Source organism: Caulobacter sp. SL161 (assembly GCF_026672375.1).
Lineage (GTDB): Bacteria > Pseudomonadota > Alphaproteobacteria > Caulobacterales > Caulobacteraceae > Caulobacter.
Window position 1 is genome coordinate 1,507,162 of the sequence record NZ_JAPPRA010000001.1, and the last position, 18,214, is coordinate 1,525,375.

An 18,214-nucleotide genomic window follows, 5' to 3' on the forward strand; every position below is an offset into this window, starting at 1 on the left:
GGGGCTATCGCTTGGGCCGCGCGGGCTTCCGCGGCGACAGGGTGATCTCGGCCAGCACCGGGAAGTGGTCCGAGATCACGCCGGCGTCGGTGACGTCGGTCGGCACGGCGAAGCGCGCGACGTTCAGGCGGCGGTCCACGAAGATGTAGTCGATGGGCGGGCCGCTCGTCGTGGGCTTGAACCCGTTGAACGTACCCTGCGTCGGCGAGAACACGCTGGACGCGGCCTCGCGGGCGTCGCGATAGGGGGCATCCGGCGCGGTCAGCAGGCGATAGGGCGCATCGTCGGGCGCGCTGTTGAAGTCGCCCAGCGTGATCAGCCGCGCGCCCGGCCAGGGGGCGAGGTTCAGGATCTGGGCGGCGCATCGGGCCCGCGACTCGACGCCCACATGGTCCAGGTGCGCATTGCGGACATCGAAGGTCACGCCCGTCGCCCTGTCCTTGAGGACCAGGCGCGTGAAGGTGCGGGGCAGGGCCGCGTCGTAGGCCTTGCCCGGCGTGTCGGGCGTCGGCGAACACCAGTAGGTCTTAGCCAGCACCTGTTGGAACCGGTCGGCCCGATAGAAGATCGTCGTGGTCTCGCCGCGCCCCGCGCCGTCGTCGCGGCCGACGCCGTAGCGGGCGTATCCCGAAAGGCCCCCGGCCAGATCGTCGACCATCGCCGGCAAGGCTTCCTGCAGACCCAGGATGTCGGGCGCGAAGAAGCGGATCTGCTCGACCATCGGCCCCCGCCGCGCCCGCCAGTCGGGCCGGTCATCGGGGCTGTCGTAGCGGATGTTGTAGCTCATCACCCACAGGGCCCGGCTGGGCTCTGCGGCCTGTGACGCGGTGGCGGGCGAGAGACTCGCGAGAACGGCGGCGGCGAGGGCGATGGAAAGGGATCGTGCTTGGCTCATGTCGGGCCTTTACGAGACGCTGGCGACACCCCTGCGACAGGGGCTGACCACGCGCAGAAACGCCGTCGTCAGGCGGCGCCCGTGCCGAAGATCGCCAGCAGAATAAAGCTCCATAGGCTGAGCCCGGCCATAGGGATCGCGCTGATCAGCACGATCCACGGGCGCGATAGGAGCAAGATGACTACGACCAGGGCCAGACCGATCGCGAACGCCATGAGACCGAGACCGGTCAGTCCTCTTAACCCAGCTTGGTAGCTGGTTCCGAGGGCCAGCGCGATGAAGGGCGACGCGCCCACCAGCGCCGCGCCCGCCCGACAAGCCCAACCCTGCGAGGCTTTTTGGGGCCGCTGTAGAGCACGAAGAAGCTGACCGCTGTGGCGACGACGCCGAAAGCCGTAATGGCGGCGATATCTGCAGTTTGGATCATCGCAGACCTTTCTTGCCATCGCTGACCCATCTGGACAGCGCCTACCTGCTGGTCGTCGGACGCTCCTGATCGAACACGACGACGCCGTCGAAACCGAGCGACCAGTCGTAGGTTGTCGGCTTATGATAGCTCATCGCGGCTGCAACTTTCCCCAAGGCGCGCAGCTGCCGCTGGTCGGCATAGATCGTGTCCGTGTCCGCTTTCGCCAGTAGAGCCGCCTCCAGACTGCCGGTCGGCGCCGCCTCGATAGGCTGCGTCCTGTCCCGGCTCAGGCGGTAGCTTCCGCCGCCCGCCGAGAAGCCGAGGCTGAAGGCGTCAGCGCCCTCGCGCCGTGCGATGCGTCCGCCCATCAGGTCTTCCGCCGCCAGGGCTCCGAACGCTCTGGCGTCGCGGACCGTGTGAACATTCGCGGCCCAGACAATGGTTTTCGCGCGCTCGCCGTGTGTGCGGCGGTACCAGTCGTAGGTTTCGTGCATCGCGGCGTCGCGGTCGCGCGTGATGTCGTTGCCGGATAAGGCGCCGCGCCGGACCGCGCGCGTCATGGCGCGAAGGGCTTCCTGATAGAACGCGCGCCGCGCCTTGCGGGGTTCGGCGACGGCGAGGCGGCTTCGCGCCTCCTCAAGGCAGGCTAGGAGCGTGTCCTGGACCTGGCGGGTGCGGCCATCGGCCGAACCATAGTCGGCGTAGATCTCGCGACGAAGCGCCTCGCGGCAAACCTTACGGCGCTCGAACGGCAGATAGCCGGTCACCTCGCCGGGCAGCTTGTCGTTGGCGTAGAGCGCCCCATAGCTGCCGAGCTGGTCGTCCAGACCTCCCAGACGGATCCGGCGCTCGGCCATACGGGTCGCCAGGAACGGGGCCAGCGGCTGGATTTCGCGCGTACGGTTCCAGATGCCGCCGATCGCTGCGTCGATGACTTTCGGCTCGACCCGTCCGCCCTCATCGGCCGTGCGGCTCAAGGCCATGAAGTCGTAGTGATTGGCCTCGAACAGGATTGTCGAGAACCGGCAGCGATCCACCAGCGCCTGGACAAGCGCCACCTTGAACTCGAGCGTTCGGCCATCGCCGTGCGCGTTCTCGCCCAGCAGCACCACGCGCTTGTCGCAGAGGTCGCTCAGAGCGGCTTCGAAAGCGTTCTACTCTGCCGGCTTCGGTTCAGCGACGGCGGTCAGCGGCGACAGGAAGAAGAGCGCCAGAAAGAGGCCGCTGAAGATGCGCAAGGTTCGCTCCATGCGGTCCTGATAAGGATCTATCGCTCAAGAGTAGTGCGACGGCTGGCTGTGCGGCAACCCTGCCTAAGCCGCGTCCAGCACGCGTCGCAGGCGGTTCTCCACTGTGTCCTGCGGGATTGGGACCAGCTCGAATCCCAGGTCTCGATAGGCCGCCTCGTGGACCTGCTCGAAGGCGTGAGCGTCTTCCAGACTGATACGGCGGGCGGCGGTGGGGGTGATGAAGCCGAGCCCTTGCGTCAGGAAGACACGCCGCTGATAGACGCTTTCGCGATCGATCCGCGCCAGCTCGGCGCTCAGCAGCGGCGAGACCGGATGGCCCAGGAACCGGGCCAGCGCCAGGGCGCAGACCGGGGAGCGATCGAAGAAGACCCGCTCGCCCACCGCGCGCGCCTGCCGCTGGACTTGCAGCGAAACGATGGCGTCGATGAAGCCAGGGTCTGTCCAGGGCTGGTCCACACCTTGCGCTTGGGCCAGGGCGATGACGTCGGTAGCGGCCTCTTCAACCACGACCTCGCCTGCCGCCTCAAGCGCCCGAAGGACGGCGGTTTTTCCTGCGCCCGGCGCGCCGGTAAGGATGTAGCGTTTCATAGGAGCGCCGCCCCCTAAAGCCCCTTCTCCATCACCACGAACGCCAGGTCATCGCGCTGCGGCAGGCCGAACCGTTCGTCGCCATAGGGGAAGGGCTGGGTTTCGCCGGTCAGGCGGTAGCCGCGGCGTTCGTACCAGGCGATCAGGGTGTCGCGCACCGAGATCACCGTCATCCGCATGACCTTGCCGCCGCGGGCGCGGGCATAGGCCTCGCAGGTCTCGAGCACGGCGCGGCCCATGCCGCCGGCCTGACGGGTCGGGGTCACGGTGATCATGCCGACGTACCAGACATCGTCAGCCTGCGGTTCGATCCAGGCGCAGGCGAACGGCTTTTCCCAGGCCTCGTCGCGGAAGGTCAGGAGGGTCGAGCCGGGCTTGGCCGCCAGATCGGCGCGCAAGGACGCCTCGTCGGTGCGCTGGCCGCCCAGCAGGGCGCTTTCGCTGGTCCAGCCCTGGGCCGCTGTCTCGCCGCGATAGGCGCTGTTCACCAGGGCGGCGATGTCGGCCAGTTCGTCGTCCTTGTAGAGCGTCAGCAGCGGCATGGGCAGGTTCCGGAGGTGCGGGGGCGGCAAGCTAGAAGCCGACCGGCCGACAAACAACGGATTTCCCCCCGAGGTCAGGGGCCGCGCGCCAAGCCTTGCCAGACCTCGAGTCGCGGCCGATGGTCCGCGCCATGCAAGCCCGGATCGTCTCGCTGTACCGTCACCCCGTGAAGGGCTTCACGCCCGAGCGGCTAGACCGCGCCGACCTTGCGGCGGGCGCCTGTTTTCCCTGCGACCGGCTCTACGCCGTCGAGGACGGGCCCAGCGGCTTTGATCCGGCGGCGCCGGCGCACATCTCGAAGATGAAGTTCACGGTGCTGGCCAAGATCCCAGCCGTGGCCAGGGCGCGCACCGCCTTCGACGAGGCCAGCGGCGTGCTGACCGCCCGCGCCGAGGGCCGGCCCGACTTCGCCGGCGACCTGCGCGCGGCGGCGGGGCGGGCGGACTTCGAGGCCTGGCTGGCCGACCTGTTGGGCGATGAGGCGCAAGGCCCGCTGAAGGTGATCGAGGGGCCGGGCGCGCACCGGTTCATGGACAGCCGCTCGGGCTATGTCTCGATCATCAACCTGGCCAGCGTGCGCGATCTTTCGGCCAAGATCGGGCGCGATCTGGACCCGTTACGCTTCCGCGCCAACCTCTATGTCGAGGGCTGGCCCGCCTGGGCCGAGAACGAGATGACCGGCCAGACCCTGAGTGTGGGCGCGGCCAAGGCGGCGGTGATCAAGCCCATCGTCCGCTGCGCCGCCACCCATGTGGACCCGACTAGCGCCGAGCGCGACGTCGATCTGGTCAAGACCTTGTTCGACCACTACGGCCACATGCTGTGCGGCATCTATCTGAACGTGACGCAGAGCGGCGCGGTGGGTGAGGGGGATGCGGTTTTTCGGGCTCAACATTAACCGTCATCCCGCGCTTCATGCGCGGGACCCATGGTTCAGCTTTCGCGTGAGCGTGTGAGCTGGCATCGCACTTGCGGCGGGAAAATGGGTCCCGCGAACAAGTCGCGGGATGACGGGTTTATTTTGATCCTAGGCGGAGCGCGTTCGCCTCCGCCAGAAAGGCTTCCACGTCGAAGGCCTCAGGCTTGCCGCTGTCCCAGCCCTCCTTCAGGGCGTGTCGCAGTGCGGCCAGTTTGGCTTCCTGATTTTCCAGCAACCGAAGCCCGGCGCGGACGACCTCACTGGCCGATCCATAGCGGCCTTTCTCGATCTGCTCGGCGATGAAAGACTGAAAGTGCTCGCTGAGCACGATGGAGGTATTCTTGCTCATGGCGTCTTCTCCCATCGGCGAAGGGCACGCGCCCTTATACCAAAATCTGGTACCGCATTCAATCTCGCCTCCCGGCCGCTGACGCGCTAAATCCCCGCCCATGACCCTGACCCTCGTCAAAGCCTGGACCGCCGCCAAGGATCGCCTCAAGGACGCCGGCATCGATCAGCCGTCGATCGACGCGCGGCTGATGCTGGAGGTCGCCGCCGGCGTCACCCGCACCGAGATCGTCACCGATCCCTATCGCGAGCTGACCGCCGAGCAGATCGCCACGCTGAACGATTACCTGGAGCGCCGCGCCCGCCGCGAGCCGGTCAGCCACATCATCGGCCGCAAGGGCTTCTGGAAGATCCTCTTGCAGGTGAACAAGAACGTCCTGACCCCGCGTCCCGAGACCGAGGTCATTGTCGACGAGGTGCTGAAGGCCTTTCCGGAACACATGGCCTTCTCGATGCTGGACCTGGGCGTGGGCTCGGGCACGATCCTTCTGGCGGTGCTGGCCGAGCGGCCGGCGGCCAAGGGCCTGGGCATTGACGCCTCCAGCGAGGCCCTGGCCGTGGCGCGCGAGAACGCCGCCAATCTCGACCTCAACAACCGCGCGGCCCTGCTGCACGGCGACTGGACGACGGGTCTGGGCAGCGACAGTTTCGACCTCGTGGTCTCCAACCCGCCCTATATTCCGACCGAGGTGATCGACACGCTGGAGCCCGAGGTTCGCATCCACGAACCGCGCCTGGCCCTGGACGGCGGGGCCGACGGCCTGGACGCCTATCGCGAGCTGGCGCCCGAGATCCTGCGCGTGCTCAAGCCCGGCGGCCTGTTCGCGGTCGAGATCGGCTACGACCAGTCCAAGGCCGTCGAGGCGCTGTTCCGGGCGGCGGGCGCCCAGGAGGTCCGGACGGTCAAGGACCTGTCGACGCACGACCGCGTGGTGCTGGGGGTGAAAAATCCCTTGGAAACCCCGGCGTGAACAGCTAGACGAGTCTCGTCTCCTTCCAGATCGCCGGGTGACGGGAAAAGCAGTCGTCGAGGACGCTTCGGTGTCTGACGCCCGCGTTGCTCCCCTGGCAGGCGCGCCCGGTCCGCCGGTCGCCGCGCCGAAAGAGCAGGATGGGGGCTCTACGGAAACCAGAGTCTCTGACACCGACCAGGGTTCGACCCGCCCAGAGACCAGCAAGGCCGGATGCGCCAGCGCAAGACTGACCTCCGGACAGGTTCAGAAGAGAACATGAGAGATTTCAAAGGCATGAAGCGCCAACGCGGCCGCAACAATCGCGGCGGCAACGGCGGCAAGCCTCAACAGCACAACGCCAACCGCGCGTTCGACTCCAACGGCCCCGAGGGCGTGAAGGTCCGTGGCGCGGCGCAGAGCGTGTACGAAAAGTACCAGCAGCTGGCCCGCGACGCCTCGTCGTCCGGCGACCGGGTGCTGGCCGAGAACTATCTTCAGCACGCCGAGCACTATTTCCGCGTCCTGCGCGCCATCCAGCCGAATCGTCCGGTCGCCGACATCGTCGGCAAGGACGTCTACGCAGCCTACGAGATCGACTTCGAGGCTGAGCCGCCGGAAGAGCCCGAGGTCGTCGAGCAGCCCGCCGAGGGCCAGGCCGAAGGCGGCGAGGGCGGTGAAAACGGCGAGCCGCGCCGCGACCGCTTCGAGAACCGCGATCGCAACCGCGACCGCGACCGCAACTTCGAAAACCGCGACCGTGACCGTGACCGCAATCGCGACGACCGCAACCGCGATGGCGACAGCCGCCGCGACCGCTGGCGCGACCGTGATGATCGTCCCCGTGACGACCGCCCCCGTGACGATCGTCCCCGTGACGAGCGTCCGCGTGAGGATCGCTTCCGCGACCGCGACGACCGCCCCCGTGATGATCGTCCCCGCGACGAGCGTCCGGCCGCCGAGGGTGAGCCGCCGCAAGGTGAGGGCGAGTTCCGCGAGAGCCGCCGTCGCCGCGACCGCAACCGCGATCGCGACTGGCAGCCGCGCGGCGAGCGCGACCCGATGGCCGTGATCGAGCCGGAAGCCTCGCCGCTGACCGCCGAAGCCCCGGCCGGCGAAGGCTCGCCGATGCTGCGCGGTCAGGACGGCGCGGTCAGCCACGCCCCGGCGTTCCTGGGCCGCAAGGCCGAACGCGCCCCCGAGGCTGTCTCGGCGGCGCCGGCCTCCGAAGCGCCGGCCGCGGAAGGCGAAGAGGTCAAGAAGCCTCGCCGCCGCCGCGCTCCGCGCAGCTTCGAAGCGGGCGAAGGCGCGCCGGCCGAAGGCGGCTCGGACGAAGGCTGATCCGCTCGGACATCATGCGAAATGGGAAAGGGAGCCGTGAAAGCGGCTCCCTTTTTCGTTGGCGGGCGGGGCTTGATAGGATCCCACGGTCAGCTTGACCGGTTGCCCTCGCCGCGCCAGCCGGGGATAAGGCTTGTGTCGATTTCGAAACGCAGTTCGCCGAGCCATGACCCTGCCGCGCCTGATCCTTCCGCTGCTGATCGCCGCCGCCTGCGCCCTGGGCGGCTGCGCCTACAATCCCGATCTCGGGCGCGATCAGCTTCTGATCGTCAACGACAACAACCTGGCCCGCGACGGCGAGAAGGCCTGGGCCGACGCTCTGCGGACCAGTCACGTCTCCAGGGAGCCGCGCAAGAACGCCCGGGTTCAGGCCGTGGGTCAGCGGGTGATCATCGCCGCCGGCCTGGCGGGGCGGCCTTGGGAATATGCGGTGTTTTTGGAGGAGGCCCCCAACGCCTTCGTGCTGCCGGGCGGTTATGTCGGCGTGACCGTCGGCCTGCTGAGCCTGGTCGAGAACGACGACCAGCTGGCCGCCGTCATCGGCCACGAGGCCGGCCACGTGGTGGCCCGTCACGCCGCCGAGCGGGTCTCGCAGGAGACGACCTCCAAGGTCTTGCTGGGCATCGCCAAGGCGGCGGCCGGCGGCACCGAGTTCGGCAAGCTCTTGAAGGACCACGGCGAGGACGCCACCCGCTATGGCCTCTTGCTGCCGTTCTCGCGCAAGCAGGAGCTGGAGGCCGACAAGCTGGGCGTCGACTTCATGCAGCGCGCCGGCTACCGGCCGCGCGAAGCGGTGAAGCTGTGGCGCAACATGCAGGCGCTGGACGGGGGCAAGTCCGGCGGCGACCTCGGCTCGACCCACCCCTCCGACGCCGTGCGAATCCAGGAACTGGAGCGTTATCTCAGCAGCAAGGGCTGGTGAGCCTTGTGTGGCTGATGGGCCACACCTAAATGTCCCTCGGGACGCGTTGTGCTTGATCAAGGCAGCGCGCTCCGATCCGCCTAGTTGAGGGGACATCATGAATATCGATCTCTATTCCGACCGCGCCAAACAGGCGGTCCAGTCGGCCCAGAGCCTCGCGCTCGCCCGGGGCCACCAGCAGTTCGCGCCCGAACACATCCTGAAGGTCCTGCTCGAGGAGAAGGACGGGCTTTCCCGCGCCCTGATCCAGAGCGCCGGCGGCCGCCCCGACCAGCTGGACGGCGGCGTCGAGACCCTGCTGGCCAAGACCCCGCGCGTCGACGGCGCCGGCGGCCAGCTCTACATGAAGCCCGACACCGCCCGCGTCTTCGCCGAGGCCGAGAAGTCGGCCAAGGCGGCGGGCGACGCCTTCGTCACCACCGAGCGCCTGCTGATCGCCGTCGCCAAGGAAGGCGGCGATGCGGCCAAGCTCTTCAAGGAGGCCGGCGCCAGCGCCCAGGCCCTGGAGACCGCCGCCAACGCCCTGCGCAAGGGCCGCACCGCCGACAGCGCCAACGCCGAGGAAGGCTATGACGCCCTCAAGCGCTACGCCCGCGACCTGACGGCGGCGGCGCGCGACGGCAAGCTCGATCCCGTGATCGGCCGCGACGAGGAGATCCGCCGCACGATCCAGGTCCTGTCGCGCCGCACCAAGAACAACCCCGTCCTGATCGGCGAGCCGGGCGTGGGCAAGACCGCCATCGTCGAGGGCCTTGCTTTGCGCATCGTCAACGGCGACGTGCCCGAAAGCCTGAAGGACAAGAAGCTCTTGTCGCTCGACATGGGCAGCCTGATCGCCGGCGCGAAATATCGCGGCGAGTTCGAGGAGCGGCTGAAGGCCGTGCTGAACGAGACCACGGCCGCCGAGGGCTCGATCATCCTATTCATCGACGAGATGCACACCCTGGTCGGGGCCGGGAAGGGCGACGGGGCGATGGACGCCTCCAACCTCTTGAAGCCGGCGCTTGCGCGCGGCGAGCTGCACTGCGTCGGCGCCACCACGCTGGACGAGTACCGCAAGCACGTCGAGAAGGACGCGGCGCTCGCCCGCCGGTTCCAGCCGGTGTTCGTCAGCGAGCCGACGGTGGAAGACACCGTCTCGATCCTGCGGGGCCTCAAGGAAAAGTACGAGGTCCACCACGGGGTGCGCATCTCGGACTCGGCCATCGTCGCCGCTGCGACCCTTAGCAACCGCTACATCGCCGACCGCTTCCTGCCGGACAAGGCCATCGATCTCGTCGACGAGGCCTCCAGCCGCGTGCGCATGCAGATCGACTCCAAGCCCGAGGAACTGGACGAGATCGACCGGCGCCTGGTGCAGCTGAAGATCGAGCGCGAGGCCCTGTCCAAGGAAACCGACGCGGCCTCCAAGCAGCGCCTGGAAAACCTGGAGGTCGAGATCGACGACCTGCAGTTCCGCTCCGATGAGATGACCGCCCGCTGGAAGGCCGAGAAGGAGAAGGTCGGCGGCGCGGCCCAGGCCCGTGAGGCGCTGGACCGCCTGCGCGCCGACCTCGCCAACGCCCAGCGCGCCGGCGACTTCGCCCGCGCCGGCCAGATCCAGTACGGCGAGATCCCGGCCCTGGAACGCCGCCTGGCCGAGGCCGAAGCGGGCGACACCCAGGCCCTGACGCCCGAAGTCGTCGACGCCGAGCAGATCGCCGCCGTCGTCAGCCGCTGGACCGGCGTGCCTGTCGAGAAGATGCTCGAGGGCGAGCGCGAGAAGCTGCTGAAGATGGAGGACGAGCTGCGCGGTCGCGTGGTCGGCCAGGACGAGGCCTTGGAGGCCGTCTCCGACGCCGTCCGCCGCGCTCGCGCCGGCCTGCAGGATCCGTCCAAGCCGATCGGCTCGTTCCTGTTCCTGGGCCCCACGGGCGTGGGCAAGACCGAGCTGACCAAGTCGCTGGCCGAATTCCTGTTCGCCGACGAGGCGGCCATCACCCGGATGGACATGTCCGAGTACATGGAAAAGCACTCGGTCAGCCGCCTGATCGGCGCGCCTCCCGGCTATGTCGGCTACGACGAGGGCGGGGCGCTGACGGAAGCCGTCCGTCGCCGACCCTACCAGGTCGTCCTGTTCGACGAGATCGAGAAGGCCCATCCCGACGTCTTCAACGTGCTCCTGCAGGTGCTGGACGACGGCCGTCTGACCGACGGCCAGGGCCGCACGGTCGACTTCCGCAACACGCTGATCATCATGACCAGCAATCTGGGCGCCGAGTATCTGGCGAACCAGGAGGAAGGCGAGGATGTCGAAGAGGTCCGGCCGATGGTGATGAACACGGTGCGCGGCCACTTCCGCCCCGAGTTCCTGAACCGGATCGACGAGATCATCCTGTTCAAGCGCCTGTCGCGCCACAACATGGGCGACATCGTCCGCATCCAGCTGCAGCGCTTTGAAAAGCTGCTGGCCGACCGCCGCATGGCGCTGGCCCTGGACGCCGAGGCCCTGAACTGGCTGGCCGACAAGGGCTACGATCCGGTCTACGGCGCGCGCCCCTTGAAGCGCGTGATCCAGAAGGAGCTCGTCGACCCGATCGCCAAGAAGCTCCTGGCCGGCGAGATCGAAGACGGCGGCGTCATCGCCGTCGGCGTCGAGGAAGGCCAGCTGTCATTCGGGAAAGCGGTGCTGCAGTAGGTGTCATGAGCCCCTCTCTCTTCGAGAGAGGGAGGGGCCCATCGCCTCTGGCGATGGGAGGGTGAGTGGTTACATCCTAAACCTCGTCATCCCGGCCGGACCCCGGCGAAAGCCGGGGGGAGAGCCGGGACCCAGGGGCGGCGCGCACCGCGTTCACGCACCCCCTGGGTCCCGGGTCGGCTTCGCCGTCCGGGATGACACGGGCTTTTGGGGCGGGATTAGCTCGCCACTTTCCCGCCGCCGCCCAACGCGGTATCTCCCCGCATGGCCAAGACCACCAAACTCATCACCGAGTTCGACATCGAAGTCGACGGCGACCCCTATGTCTGGCGGCTGCACCGCCTGCCGCAGTGGTCGTATGACCCGTCTGAGCGCCACGGCAAGGTGATCGCCGCGCGGCACAAGGAAGGCCAGCGCGAGGCGCTGATCGAGTTCCCGCCCGGCCCCAAGCCCAAGTTCAGCGCCCCGCCGCTGAAGCCCTCGCAGATCCCCGTGCGCATCGTCGCCAAAGCCATCGCCTCGGCCGTCGAGGCCGGCTGGGAGCCGCTGTCGCGCGGCAAGCCGGTGGTGATCTATGTGGACGAGGAGGGGGCGTAGGGCGGGGCACACGCCAAGCGCCCCCTCCGTCACGCGGCTGCGCCGCGCGCCACCTCCCCGCAAGCGGGGCAGGAGGGCGGCGGCTTCCTCCTCACCCGTGCAACGGGGGAGGTGGCGGCGCCGATAGGCGACGTGACGGAGGGGGCGCTCGCCCCTACCGCCGCTTCAACTTCGCCAGCGCCGCCTGCATGGCCAAGGCCTGAGCCGCCTGTGGGGCGGCCGATTGGGCCTCACGGCGTTTCTCGGCCTCGGCCAGGATCGGGGCGCCGATGGCCTCAAGGCGGTCGAAGGCCTCGTGGATCGCGGCGGGCAGCTTGCTGGGCTTGTCGGGCTTGGGGTCCAGGGCCAGCACCTTGCGGGCTTCGCTGGCCAGTTGGCCGCAGGCGCGCGCGCGGTCGCGGGCCTTGGCCAGGACGGCGGGATCGTCGCTGGCCTCCACCATCGCCCAGGCGGCGTCGATGGCGTCCATCAGCTTCTGTTGCAGGCGATCGCACCAGGTGCGGGTCGAGGGGCGGGTCTGGCTCATGACCCACAGCATGAGGCCGCCGGCGGGGGCGGGGATAAGAAACCTGCGTTTTCGTGTAACGCCCCGATATTCCACAGAAACGGTGGTTACTGGGCGGGGATAGGCGCCGTCCCAGGCCGGTCGGGGGCGCCGCCGGAGGCGGCCGAGCCCACAGCCCCAGAGCCCCGCAGGCCGCGCCGTCCTGTGGATAACTTTGTCTGCGGTGGTGGTGCTGGCGCCCGGCGCCGGCCGGCCGGTCAGCCCCGCTGGGCGCTGGGCGGCTCGCCGATCAACAGGGCGCAGGCGGCCTCGGCGGCGGCGGGGTCGCGGCGCGCTATGGCCTCGGCCAGGGCCCGGTGGAGGACCACGTCGCGCATCTGGTCGTCCTGTGACTGCTTTTCCATCTGCCAGATCCAGTAGCGCGTCGCGGTGTTCTGCAGGGCGATGACGAACCTGGCCAAGGTGGGATTGTGCGTGGCGAAGGCCACCGCGCGGTGGAAGGCGTGGTCCATGGCCAGCATGGCCCGGAAATCGCCGCCGGCGATCGCCGCCTCGGCCCCGTCGAAGGCGCCGACAATGGCCGGCAGGTCTTCAGGACGATGGTTGCGCGCGGCCAGGGCCGCCGTGCGCCCCTCCAGGATCCGCCGCACCTCGAACGCGTGCTCGATCTCGCCAAGGTCCAGGGGCGCGACGAGGGTGCCCACACGCGGGCGCCGGATCACCATGCCCTCGATGGCCAGGCGGCCCAGCGCCTCGCGGACGCCCGACACGCCGCCGGCGTAGCGCGCGGCCAGGGCCTTTTCCTCCAGCACCTGCAACGGGGCCAGGTGTCCCAGGATGATGTCCATCAGGATCAGGTCGTAGAGCCTGGCCTTCTGCAGGCCGGGGGCCCAATCGCCCGACGGCTCGACGCTGGTCAGCGGGCCCTTCATGGCCGGATCGCGGGGAAACTTGCCATCGTGGTCCACACCTAAGCCCAAACGGCGCGAGGGTCATTCCCTGCGTGCCTAACATGTTAGGCTTTCGAAAAAGCTTGCGCGCTTGCGATCGGCGCTCGGCGAGCCCCACTTCGGGGCATGATGATCGACGCCACCCTTTCCCCGGCCCGCGTGATCCAGGGCTTCGCCGACGCCCTGGCGGCGGCGGAAGCCTATGCCGGCGCCACGGCGCCCAATCCGCCGGTCGGCTGTGTGGTGCTGGATGAGGCCGGTGAGACCCTGGCCGTCGCGGCGCACCAGCGGGCGGGTCAGGCGCACGCTGAGGCCGCCGCCCTGGCCGCCTGTCGGGAGCGCGGCGCGGCCGCGCGCATCGACACCCTGCTGGTCACGCTGGAGCCCTGCAACCACCACGGCCGCACGCCGCCCTGTGTCGAGGCGATCCTGGCCAGCCCGGCCCGGACCGTCTGGATCGCGGTCCGTGATCCCAATCCGGCGGTCGCCGGCGGCGGCGCGGCGCGGTTGAAAGCGGCGGGGCTGGAGGTGCGGTTCCTCAGCGATCTCGCCCATCCCAAGGCGAGCGATCTGGTCCGGCGGGCGCGTCGCCTGATCGCGCCGTTCGCGCTGTGGGCCCGCGAGGGGCGGCCCTGGCTGACGATCAAGCAGGCCATCAACCGCCAGGGCGACATGATCCCGCCGCCGGGCGCGAGCACCTTCACCTCGGAGGCTTCGCTGACCCTGGCGCACGACCTTCGCCGACGGGCGGACGCCATCATCACCGGCTCGGGCACGGTGCTGGCCGACGCGCCCGCCTTCACCGTCCGCCGCACGCCGGATCCGAGACCGTTCGCGAGGCGGCTGGCCATCCTGGATCGCCGTCGCCGAACGCCCCCGGACTATATCGCGGCCGCCGAGGGCCGGGGCTTTCGCGTCAGCCTGCATGATGCGCTGCCAAGCCTTGTGTCCGAGCTCGCCGCAGACGGCGTCCTGGAGGCCCTGGTCGAGTGCGGGCCGACCCTGCTGGCCAGCGTGCTCGAGACGGGCCTGTGGGACGAGCATGTGGTGATCCGGCAGGCCGCCCGCGCCGGCGACGCCGATCACATCGAGCGGTTCGCCCGAACCACCGACCAAGCCTGAGGAGGGCGCGATGTTTTCCGGGATCATAGAACGGGTGGGGCGGGTCGAGGCGGTGACGCCCGAGGCGGGCGGAGCCCTGCGCCTGAGCCTGGCCACCGGCTATCCCGATCTGGAGCTGGGCGAGAGCGTCGCCGTCAACGGGGTCTGCCTGACCGTGGTCCGCCATGACCCGGGCGGCGGGGCGGATTTCTTCGTCAGTCCCGAGACCCTGGACCGCACCAATCTGGGCGGCGCGCGGGCCGGTCACAGCGTCAATCTGGAGCGGGCGGTGACCTTGTCGACGCGGCTGTCGGGGCATCTGGTCCAGGGCCATGTCGACGGCCTGGCGCGGCTGATCGAGCGTCACGACGACGGCGGGGCCTGGCGGGTCCTCTTCAGCCTGCCGGCCGGCCTGCACCGCTTCTGCGTCGAGAAGGGCTCGATCGCGCTGAACGGCGTCAGCCTGACCCTGAACACGGTCGGCGCGTGCGAGTCCGACCAGCGGTTCCGGATCGGTCTGACCCTGATCCCCCACACCTGGACCCATACCAACCTGCAGCACCTCGCCCTCAACGACCCGGTCAATGTCGAGGTCGATGTGCTGGCCAAATATGTGGAGCAGCTATGTCGCGCCTATCTGAAGCCCTGACCCGCGTGAAGGCCGGCGGCATGATCGTGCTGGTCGATGACGAGGATCGCGAGAACGAGGGCGATCTGGTCATGGCCGCCGAGTTTGCCGACGCGGCGGCCATCGCCTTCATGGCCAAGCGGGCCAGCGGCCTGATCTGCCTGACCCTGGAGGCCGAGACGATCGATCGTCTGGGCCTGGCGCCGATGGTCAGCGACAACCGCACCAGCCGTCAGACCGCCTTCACCGTCTCGATCGAGGCCGCCACCGGCGTGGACACCGGCATCTCGGCCTTCGACCGCGCCCGCACCATCGCCGCGGCCATCGCCCCGGACGCCCAGGCGAAAGACCTGGTTTCGCCGGGGCATGTGTTTCCTCTGCGCGCCCGGCCCGGCGGGGTTCTGGTCCGCAACGGCCATACCGAGGCCTCGGTGGATCTGATGCGCATGGCGGGCCTGCGTCCCGCCGGCGTGATCTGCGAGATCATGAAGGACGATGGTTCGATGGCCCGGCGACCTGATCTGGAGGTCTTCTGCCGCGAGCACGACCTGCCGCTGCTGACGATCGCCGAGCTGGTGGCCCATCGCAAGGCGACCGAGCTGCTGGTGGACGAGGTGGCCAACGCGCGCCTGCCGTCGGACCACGCCGGCCAGGCCTTCAGCGTCCGCGCCTTCCGCAGCCGGATCGACGGCGGCGAGCATCTGGCCATGGTCGCCGGCCCGCTGACCGGCGCGCCGCTGGTGCGGGTGCACTCCGAATGCCTGACCGGCGACGCCCTGGGCTCGCGCCGCTGCGACTGCGGCGAACAATTGCGCGAGAGCCTCCGGCAGATCAGCGACAGCGGCAACGGCGCCCTGATCTATCTGCGCAATCATGAGGGGCGGGGCCTGGGCCTGGCCAACAAGATCGCGGCCTATGCGCTGCAGGACCAGGGACTGGACACCGTCCAGGCCAATCACGCCCTGGGCTTCGCCGACGACCAACGCGACTACGGTGTGGCGGCGCAGATCCTGCGGGCGCTCGGCGTCGGCGAGGTCAAGCTCTTGAGCAACAATCCGCGGAAGGCCGCGGGCCTGCGGGCCAATGGCGTGACGGTGCGGCGCGAGGTTCCGCTGCTGATCCCGGCCAATCCCGACAACGCCGCCTATCTCGAAACCAAGCGCGACAAGCTGGGCCACAGCCTGGCGCGCGCCTCCTGAAGCCAGGGAGCTTCCATGACCGACCCCGTTCCGCCGCGCATCGCCATTGTCGTCAGCCAGTTCAATCCCGAGGTCACCGACGGTCTGCTGAAGGGGGCGCTGGACCATCTGGCCGCGCAGGGCGCCCCGGTGGCCGCGTCCGACATCATCGCCGCGCCCGGGGCCTATGAACTGCCGCTGATCGCCCAGACCCTGGCCCGGACCGGGCGGTATGCGGGCGTCGTATGCCTGGGCTGCGTGATCAAGGGCGAGACCGCCCACTTCGAATTCATCAGCCTGGGCGCCAGCCTTGGCCTGATGGCCGCCGGCCTGCAGACCGAGACGCCGGTGAGCTTTGGCGTCCTGACCACCTATACCGACGAGCAGGCCGTGGCCCGCAGCCGTGACGACGCCGAGAACAAGGGACGGGAGGCGGCGAACGCCTGTCTGTCCACCGTCCAGACCCTGCGGCGGATCCGGGCGGACGCCTTGGTCTGAGGCATACGGCGCCGGCGGGGCGCTGCGCCCTTGCCGGACGGCGCGGGGCGCGGCAACGTCCGGCTCCTCTTGTCGTCCGGAGTCGTCATGCGTCTGCCCGTTGTCCTCGCCGCTCCCGCCTTGGCCGGTCTGCTTGTCCTGGGCGCGGCGCCCACGGTCCAGGCGCAGACGGCCCAGCCGTCCACCGACCAGCCCTTGCTGCGCACGCTCGCCGCCGAGGTCGACCCCAAGGCGCTGGAGAGCACGATCCGGTCGCTGGTCGGTTTCGGCACCCGCCACACCCTGTCGGACACCAAGTCCGACACGCGCGGCATCGGCGCGGCCCGCCGCTGGACCAAGGCGCGGTTCGAGGCGATCTCCAAGGACTGCGGCGGCTGCCTGACCGTCGAGACCCCGTCCCAGGTCGTCACCGGCCGCCGCGTGCCCAACCCGACCGAGGTGATGAACGTTCTGGGGATCCAGAAGGGGACCACCGATCCGAACCGCGTGATCATCATCGCCGGCCATATCGACAGCCGCGTCAGCGACGTCATGGACTTCACCAGCGACGCGCCGGGCGCCAATGACGACGCCTCGGGCGTGGCGGCGGTGATCGAGGCGGCGCGCATTCTCTCCAAGCACAAGTTCCCGGCCACCCTCGTCTATGCGGTGCTGTCGGGCGAGGAGCAGGGCCTGTATGGCGGCAAGATCCTGGCCGACTACGCCCGCGCCCAGGGCTGGAAGGTCGTGGCCGACCTCAACAACGACATCGTCGGCAACAGCCGCGGCCAGAGCGGGCTGATGAACAATACTGAGGTCCGGGTGTTCTCAGAGGGCACCAAGGCCGTCGAGACGCCCGAGCAGGCCAACAGCCGGCGCTACAACGGCGGCGAGGTCGACAGCCCCTCGCGCAACCTGGCCCGCTACCTCGACAGCCTAGCCGATCGCTACCTGACCAATTTCGACGTGGTGATGGTCTATCGCACCGACCGCTACGGCCGGGGCGGCGACCAGGTGCCGATGCTGGAGGCCGGCTATCCGGCCGTGCGCGTGACCGAGGCCGTCGAGAACTATGACCGCCAGCACCAGGACCTGCGCACCGAGAAGGGCCGGGTCTATGGCGACACGATCGAGGGCGTGGACTTCGCCTATCTGGCCCAGGTCACGCGTCTGAACACCATCGCCATGGCGAGCCTCGCCTCGGCCCCGCCGCCGCCGTCGGGCGTCAAGATCGAGGGGGCGGTCAGCGCCGACACCAAGGTCTCCTGGACCCCCACGCCCGGCGCGGCCGGCCACCGCGTCTGGTGGCGCGTGACCACCGACCCGCAATGGCGCCTGAACCGCTGGGTCCCGGGCCCGGCCGCCACGGCGACCCTGAAGGACGTGGTCATCGACGACTACTTCTTCGGCGTCTCGTCGGTCAGCCCCGACGGCTGGGAAAGCCCGATCGTCTTCCCCGGCGCGGCGGGGAGTTTCGAGAGCCCGCCGCCTGCGGCGCCGAAGTAAGCGCCCCCACCGTCACGCGACGTCGTCGCGCGCCACCTCCCCCGCAAGCGGGGCAGGAGGATGATCTTCCTCCCCCGTAAGCAGGGGAGGGGGACCGCCCCCGGGTCGCGCGAAGCGCGCGCCCGAGGACAGGCTCCGCGGTGGAGGGGGCGCTTGCCCTCAGCCGATCAGGTCCGGATCGTTGCGCTTCAGCCAGGCGGCCGCGTAGGAGCAGATCGGCGTGATCTGCATCCCTTCCGCCCGCGCCGTCTCGGCGACCTTGGCCATCAGCCGGCCCGCCGCGCCCTTGCCGCGCAGGGCGGGGTCTGTCTCAACGTGCGGGATCACCAGCCGCTGCCCCGCGCGCTGATAGTCGGCGAAGGCCAGCAGGCCGTCGACGTCGAGCTCGTAGCGGGACAGTTCGGGGTTGTGGCGGAAGGTGTCGGTCATG

General features: G+C 69.3%; 19 protein-coding genes and 2 pseudogenes. 12 read left to right on the plus strand and 9 right to left on the minus strand.

Annotated features, from left to right (window positions below; translation table 11 throughout):
- Nucleotides 1-4 precede the first annotated feature (4 nt).
- The 5 genes and pseudogenes from OVA11_RS07345 to OVA11_RS07365 all read right to left on the minus strand — a co-directional run bounded on the left by OVA11_RS07345 (nt 5) and on the right by OVA11_RS07365 (nt 3,684).
- Nucleotides 5-895 carry an endonuclease/exonuclease/phosphatase family protein gene (locus tag OVA11_RS07345; protein ID WP_268066834.1) on the minus strand — a complete coding sequence of 297 codons (891 nt, stop codon included), beginning with the start codon at nt 893-895 and terminating at the stop codon, nt 5-7.
- Nucleotides 896-963: 68 nt separating this feature from the next.
- Nucleotides 964-1,191 (minus strand): hypothetical protein, encoded by a 228-nt coding sequence (locus OVA11_RS07350; protein WP_268066835.1) that lies wholly within the window; start codon nt 1,189-1,191, stop codon nt 964-966.
- A 172-nt stretch (nt 1,192-1,363) separates the two neighbouring features.
- Nucleotides 1,364-2,554, minus strand: a pseudogene (locus OVA11_RS07355) (erythromycin esterase family protein).
- A 63-nt stretch (nt 2,555-2,617) separates the two neighbouring features.
- Nucleotides 2,618-3,145, minus strand: a pseudogene (locus tag OVA11_RS07360) (AAA family ATPase); the annotation flags it as partial.
- An 11-nt stretch (nt 3,146-3,156) separates the two neighbouring features.
- On the minus strand, nt 3,157-3,684 hold the full coding sequence (locus OVA11_RS07365) for a GNAT family N-acetyltransferase (RefSeq protein ID WP_268066836.1): 528 nt from the start codon (nt 3,682-3,684) through the stop codon (nt 3,157-3,159).
- Nucleotides 3,685-3,815: 131 nt separating this feature from the next.
- Here OVA11_RS07365 and OVA11_RS07370 point away from each other — a divergent pair, with 131 nt between their 5' ends.
- A complete protein-coding gene (locus OVA11_RS07370; protein WP_268068920.1) occupies nt 3,816-4,583 on the plus strand; it encodes an MOSC domain-containing protein in 768 nt (255 codons plus the stop codon).
- A gap of 118 nt (nt 4,584-4,701) precedes the next feature.
- Here the strand turns inward: OVA11_RS07370 and OVA11_RS07375 are convergent, their stop codons facing one another.
- A complete protein-coding gene (locus OVA11_RS07375) occupies nt 4,702-4,953 on the minus strand; it encodes a type II toxin-antitoxin system ParD family antitoxin (RefSeq protein WP_268066837.1) in 252 nt (83 codons plus the stop codon).
- Between the two features lie 100 nt (nt 4,954-5,053).
- Here OVA11_RS07375 and prmC point away from each other — a divergent pair, with 100 nt between their 5' ends.
- The 6 genes from prmC (at nt 5,054) to OVA11_RS07405 (ending at nt 11,439) form a co-directional block, all read left to right on the plus strand.
- Nucleotides 5,054-5,923, plus strand: a complete 870-nt coding sequence (prmC, locus tag OVA11_RS07380; protein ID WP_268066838.1) for a peptide chain release factor N(5)-glutamine methyltransferase — start codon at nt 5,054-5,056, stop codon at nt 5,921-5,923.
- 37 nt (nt 5,924-5,960) lie between these two features.
- Entirely contained in the window at nt 5,961-6,185 is a 225-nt protein-coding gene (locus OVA11_RS07385) for a hypothetical protein (RefSeq protein ID WP_268066839.1), read from the plus strand.
- A complete protein-coding gene (locus OVA11_RS07390) occupies nt 6,182-7,243 on the plus strand; it encodes a DUF4167 domain-containing protein (protein WP_268066840.1) in 1,062 nt (353 codons plus the stop codon). Before OVA11_RS07385 ends, OVA11_RS07390 begins: the two co-directional genes overlap by 4 nt.
- A 166-nt stretch (nt 7,244-7,409) precedes the next feature.
- Entirely contained in the window at nt 7,410-8,165 is a 756-nt protein-coding gene (locus tag OVA11_RS07395) for a M48 family metallopeptidase (RefSeq protein WP_268066841.1), read from the plus strand.
- Nucleotides 8,166-8,262: 97 nt separating this feature from the next.
- Nucleotides 8,263-10,842, plus strand: coding sequence for an ATP-dependent chaperone ClpB (clpB, locus tag OVA11_RS07400; RefSeq protein WP_268066842.1), 2,580 nt, complete (start codon nt 8,263-8,265; stop codon nt 10,840-10,842).
- A gap of 264 nt (nt 10,843-11,106) precedes the next feature.
- Nucleotides 11,107-11,439 (plus strand): hypothetical protein, encoded by a 333-nt coding sequence (locus OVA11_RS07405; protein ID WP_268066843.1) that lies wholly within the window; start codon nt 11,107-11,109, stop codon nt 11,437-11,439.
- Nucleotides 11,440-11,593: 154 nt separating this feature from the next.
- Here the strand turns inward: OVA11_RS07405 and OVA11_RS07415 are convergent, their stop codons facing one another.
- Together OVA11_RS07415 and OVA11_RS07420 are read right to left on the minus strand one after the other, a co-directional pair.
- Nucleotides 11,594-11,965: a hypothetical protein gene (locus OVA11_RS07415; protein ID WP_268066844.1), complete on the minus strand. Its 372-nt coding sequence runs from the start codon at nt 11,963-11,965 to the stop codon at nt 11,594-11,596.
- A 236-nt stretch (nt 11,966-12,201) separates the two neighbouring features.
- Nucleotides 12,202-12,876, minus strand: coding sequence for a GntR family transcriptional regulator (locus tag OVA11_RS07420; RefSeq protein WP_268066845.1), 675 nt, complete (start codon nt 12,874-12,876; stop codon nt 12,202-12,204).
- A gap of 144 nt (nt 12,877-13,020) precedes the next feature.
- Here OVA11_RS07420 and ribD point away from each other — a divergent pair, with 144 nt between their 5' ends.
- From ribD to OVA11_RS07445, 5 genes are all read left to right on the plus strand, one after another.
- Nucleotides 13,021-14,016 (plus strand): bifunctional diaminohydroxyphosphoribosylaminopyrimidine deaminase/5-amino-6-(5-phosphoribosylamino)uracil reductase RibD, encoded by a 996-nt coding sequence (gene ribD, locus OVA11_RS07425; protein WP_268066846.1) that lies wholly within the window; start codon nt 13,021-13,023, stop codon nt 14,014-14,016.
- A 10-nt stretch (nt 14,017-14,026) separates the two neighbouring features.
- Nucleotides 14,027-14,644 carry a riboflavin synthase gene (locus OVA11_RS07430; RefSeq protein WP_268066847.1) on the plus strand — a complete coding sequence of 206 codons (618 nt, stop codon included), beginning with the start codon at nt 14,027-14,029 and terminating at the stop codon, nt 14,642-14,644.
- A complete protein-coding gene (gene ribB / locus OVA11_RS07435) occupies nt 14,620-15,822 on the plus strand; it encodes a 3,4-dihydroxy-2-butanone-4-phosphate synthase (RefSeq protein WP_268066848.1) in 1,203 nt (400 codons plus the stop codon). The genes OVA11_RS07430 and ribB overlap by 25 nt, the downstream gene beginning before the upstream one ends.
- Before the next feature lie 15 nt (nt 15,823-15,837).
- The gene (gene ribH, locus OVA11_RS07440; protein WP_268066850.1) at nt 15,838-16,299 is read left to right on the plus strand and encodes a 6,7-dimethyl-8-ribityllumazine synthase; all 462 of its coding nucleotides are present in this window, start codon (nt 15,838-15,840) and stop codon (nt 16,297-16,299) included.
- An 87-nt stretch (nt 16,300-16,386) separates the two neighbouring features.
- Nucleotides 16,387-17,784, plus strand: coding sequence for a M28 family metallopeptidase (locus tag OVA11_RS07445; protein ID WP_268066852.1), 1,398 nt, complete (start codon nt 16,387-16,389; stop codon nt 17,782-17,784).
- A gap of 159 nt (nt 17,785-17,943) precedes the next feature.
- Here OVA11_RS07445 and OVA11_RS07450 read toward each other — a convergent pair whose 3' ends face one another.
- Nucleotides 17,944-18,213, minus strand: coding sequence for a GNAT family N-acetyltransferase (locus OVA11_RS07450; protein ID WP_268066854.1), 270 nt, complete (start codon nt 18,211-18,213; stop codon nt 17,944-17,946).
- Between the last annotated feature and the right edge of the window lies 1 nt (nt 18,214).

Bases quoted from the DNA above. Each gene is read 5' to 3' on its own strand.
- OVA11_RS07395 (WP_268066841.1), top strand. From the start codon at position 7,410: ATGACCCTGCCGCGCCTGATCCTTCCGCTGCTGATCGCCGCCGCCTGC.
- OVA11_RS07405 (WP_268066843.1), top strand. From the start codon at position 11,107: ATGGCCAAGACCACCAAACTCATCACCGAGTTCGACATCGAAGTCGAC.
- OVA11_RS07390 (WP_268066840.1), top strand. From the start codon at position 6,182: ATGAGAGATTTCAAAGGCATGAAGCGCCAACGCGGCCGCAACAATCGC.
- ribB (WP_268066848.1), top strand. From the start codon at position 14,620: ATGTCGCGCCTATCTGAAGCCCTGACCCGCGTGAAGGCCGGCGGCATG.
- clpB (WP_268066842.1), top strand. From the start codon at position 8,263: ATGAATATCGATCTCTATTCCGACCGCGCCAAACAGGCGGTCCAGTCG.
- OVA11_RS07420 (WP_268066845.1), bottom strand. From the start codon at position 12,876: ATGAAGGGCCCGCTGACCAGCGTCGAGCCGTCGGGCGATTGGGCCCCC.
- ribH (WP_268066850.1), top strand. From the start codon at position 15,838: ATGACCGACCCCGTTCCGCCGCGCATCGCCATTGTCGTCAGCCAGTTC.
- OVA11_RS07445 (WP_268066852.1), top strand. From the start codon at position 16,387: ATGCGTCTGCCCGTTGTCCTCGCCGCTCCCGCCTTGGCCGGTCTGCTT.
- OVA11_RS07375 (WP_268066837.1), bottom strand. From the start codon at position 4,953: ATGAGCAAGAATACCTCCATCGTGCTCAGCGAGCACTTTCAGTCTTTC.
- OVA11_RS07370 (WP_268068920.1), top strand. From the start codon at position 3,816: ATGCAAGCCCGGATCGTCTCGCTGTACCGTCACCCCGTGAAGGGCTTC.
- OVA11_RS07430 (WP_268066847.1), top strand. From the start codon at position 14,027: ATGTTTTCCGGGATCATAGAACGGGTGGGGCGGGTCGAGGCGGTGACG.
- OVA11_RS07415 (WP_268066844.1), bottom strand. From the start codon at position 11,965: ATGAGCCAGACCCGCCCCTCGACCCGCACCTGGTGCGATCGCCTGCAA.
- OVA11_RS07365 (WP_268066836.1), bottom strand. From the start codon at position 3,684: ATGCCGCTGCTGACGCTCTACAAGGACGACGAACTGGCCGACATCGCC.
- OVA11_RS07345 (WP_268066834.1), bottom strand. From the start codon at position 895: ATGAGCCAAGCACGATCCCTTTCCATCGCCCTCGCCGCCGCCGTTCTC.
- OVA11_RS07450 (WP_268066854.1), bottom strand. From the start codon at position 18,213: ATGACCGACACCTTCCGCCACAACCCCGAACTGTCCCGCTACGAGCTC.
- ribD (WP_268066846.1), top strand. From the start codon at position 13,021: ATGATGATCGACGCCACCCTTTCCCCGGCCCGCGTGATCCAGGGCTTC.
- prmC (WP_268066838.1), top strand. From the start codon at position 5,054: ATGACCCTGACCCTCGTCAAAGCCTGGACCGCCGCCAAGGATCGCCTC.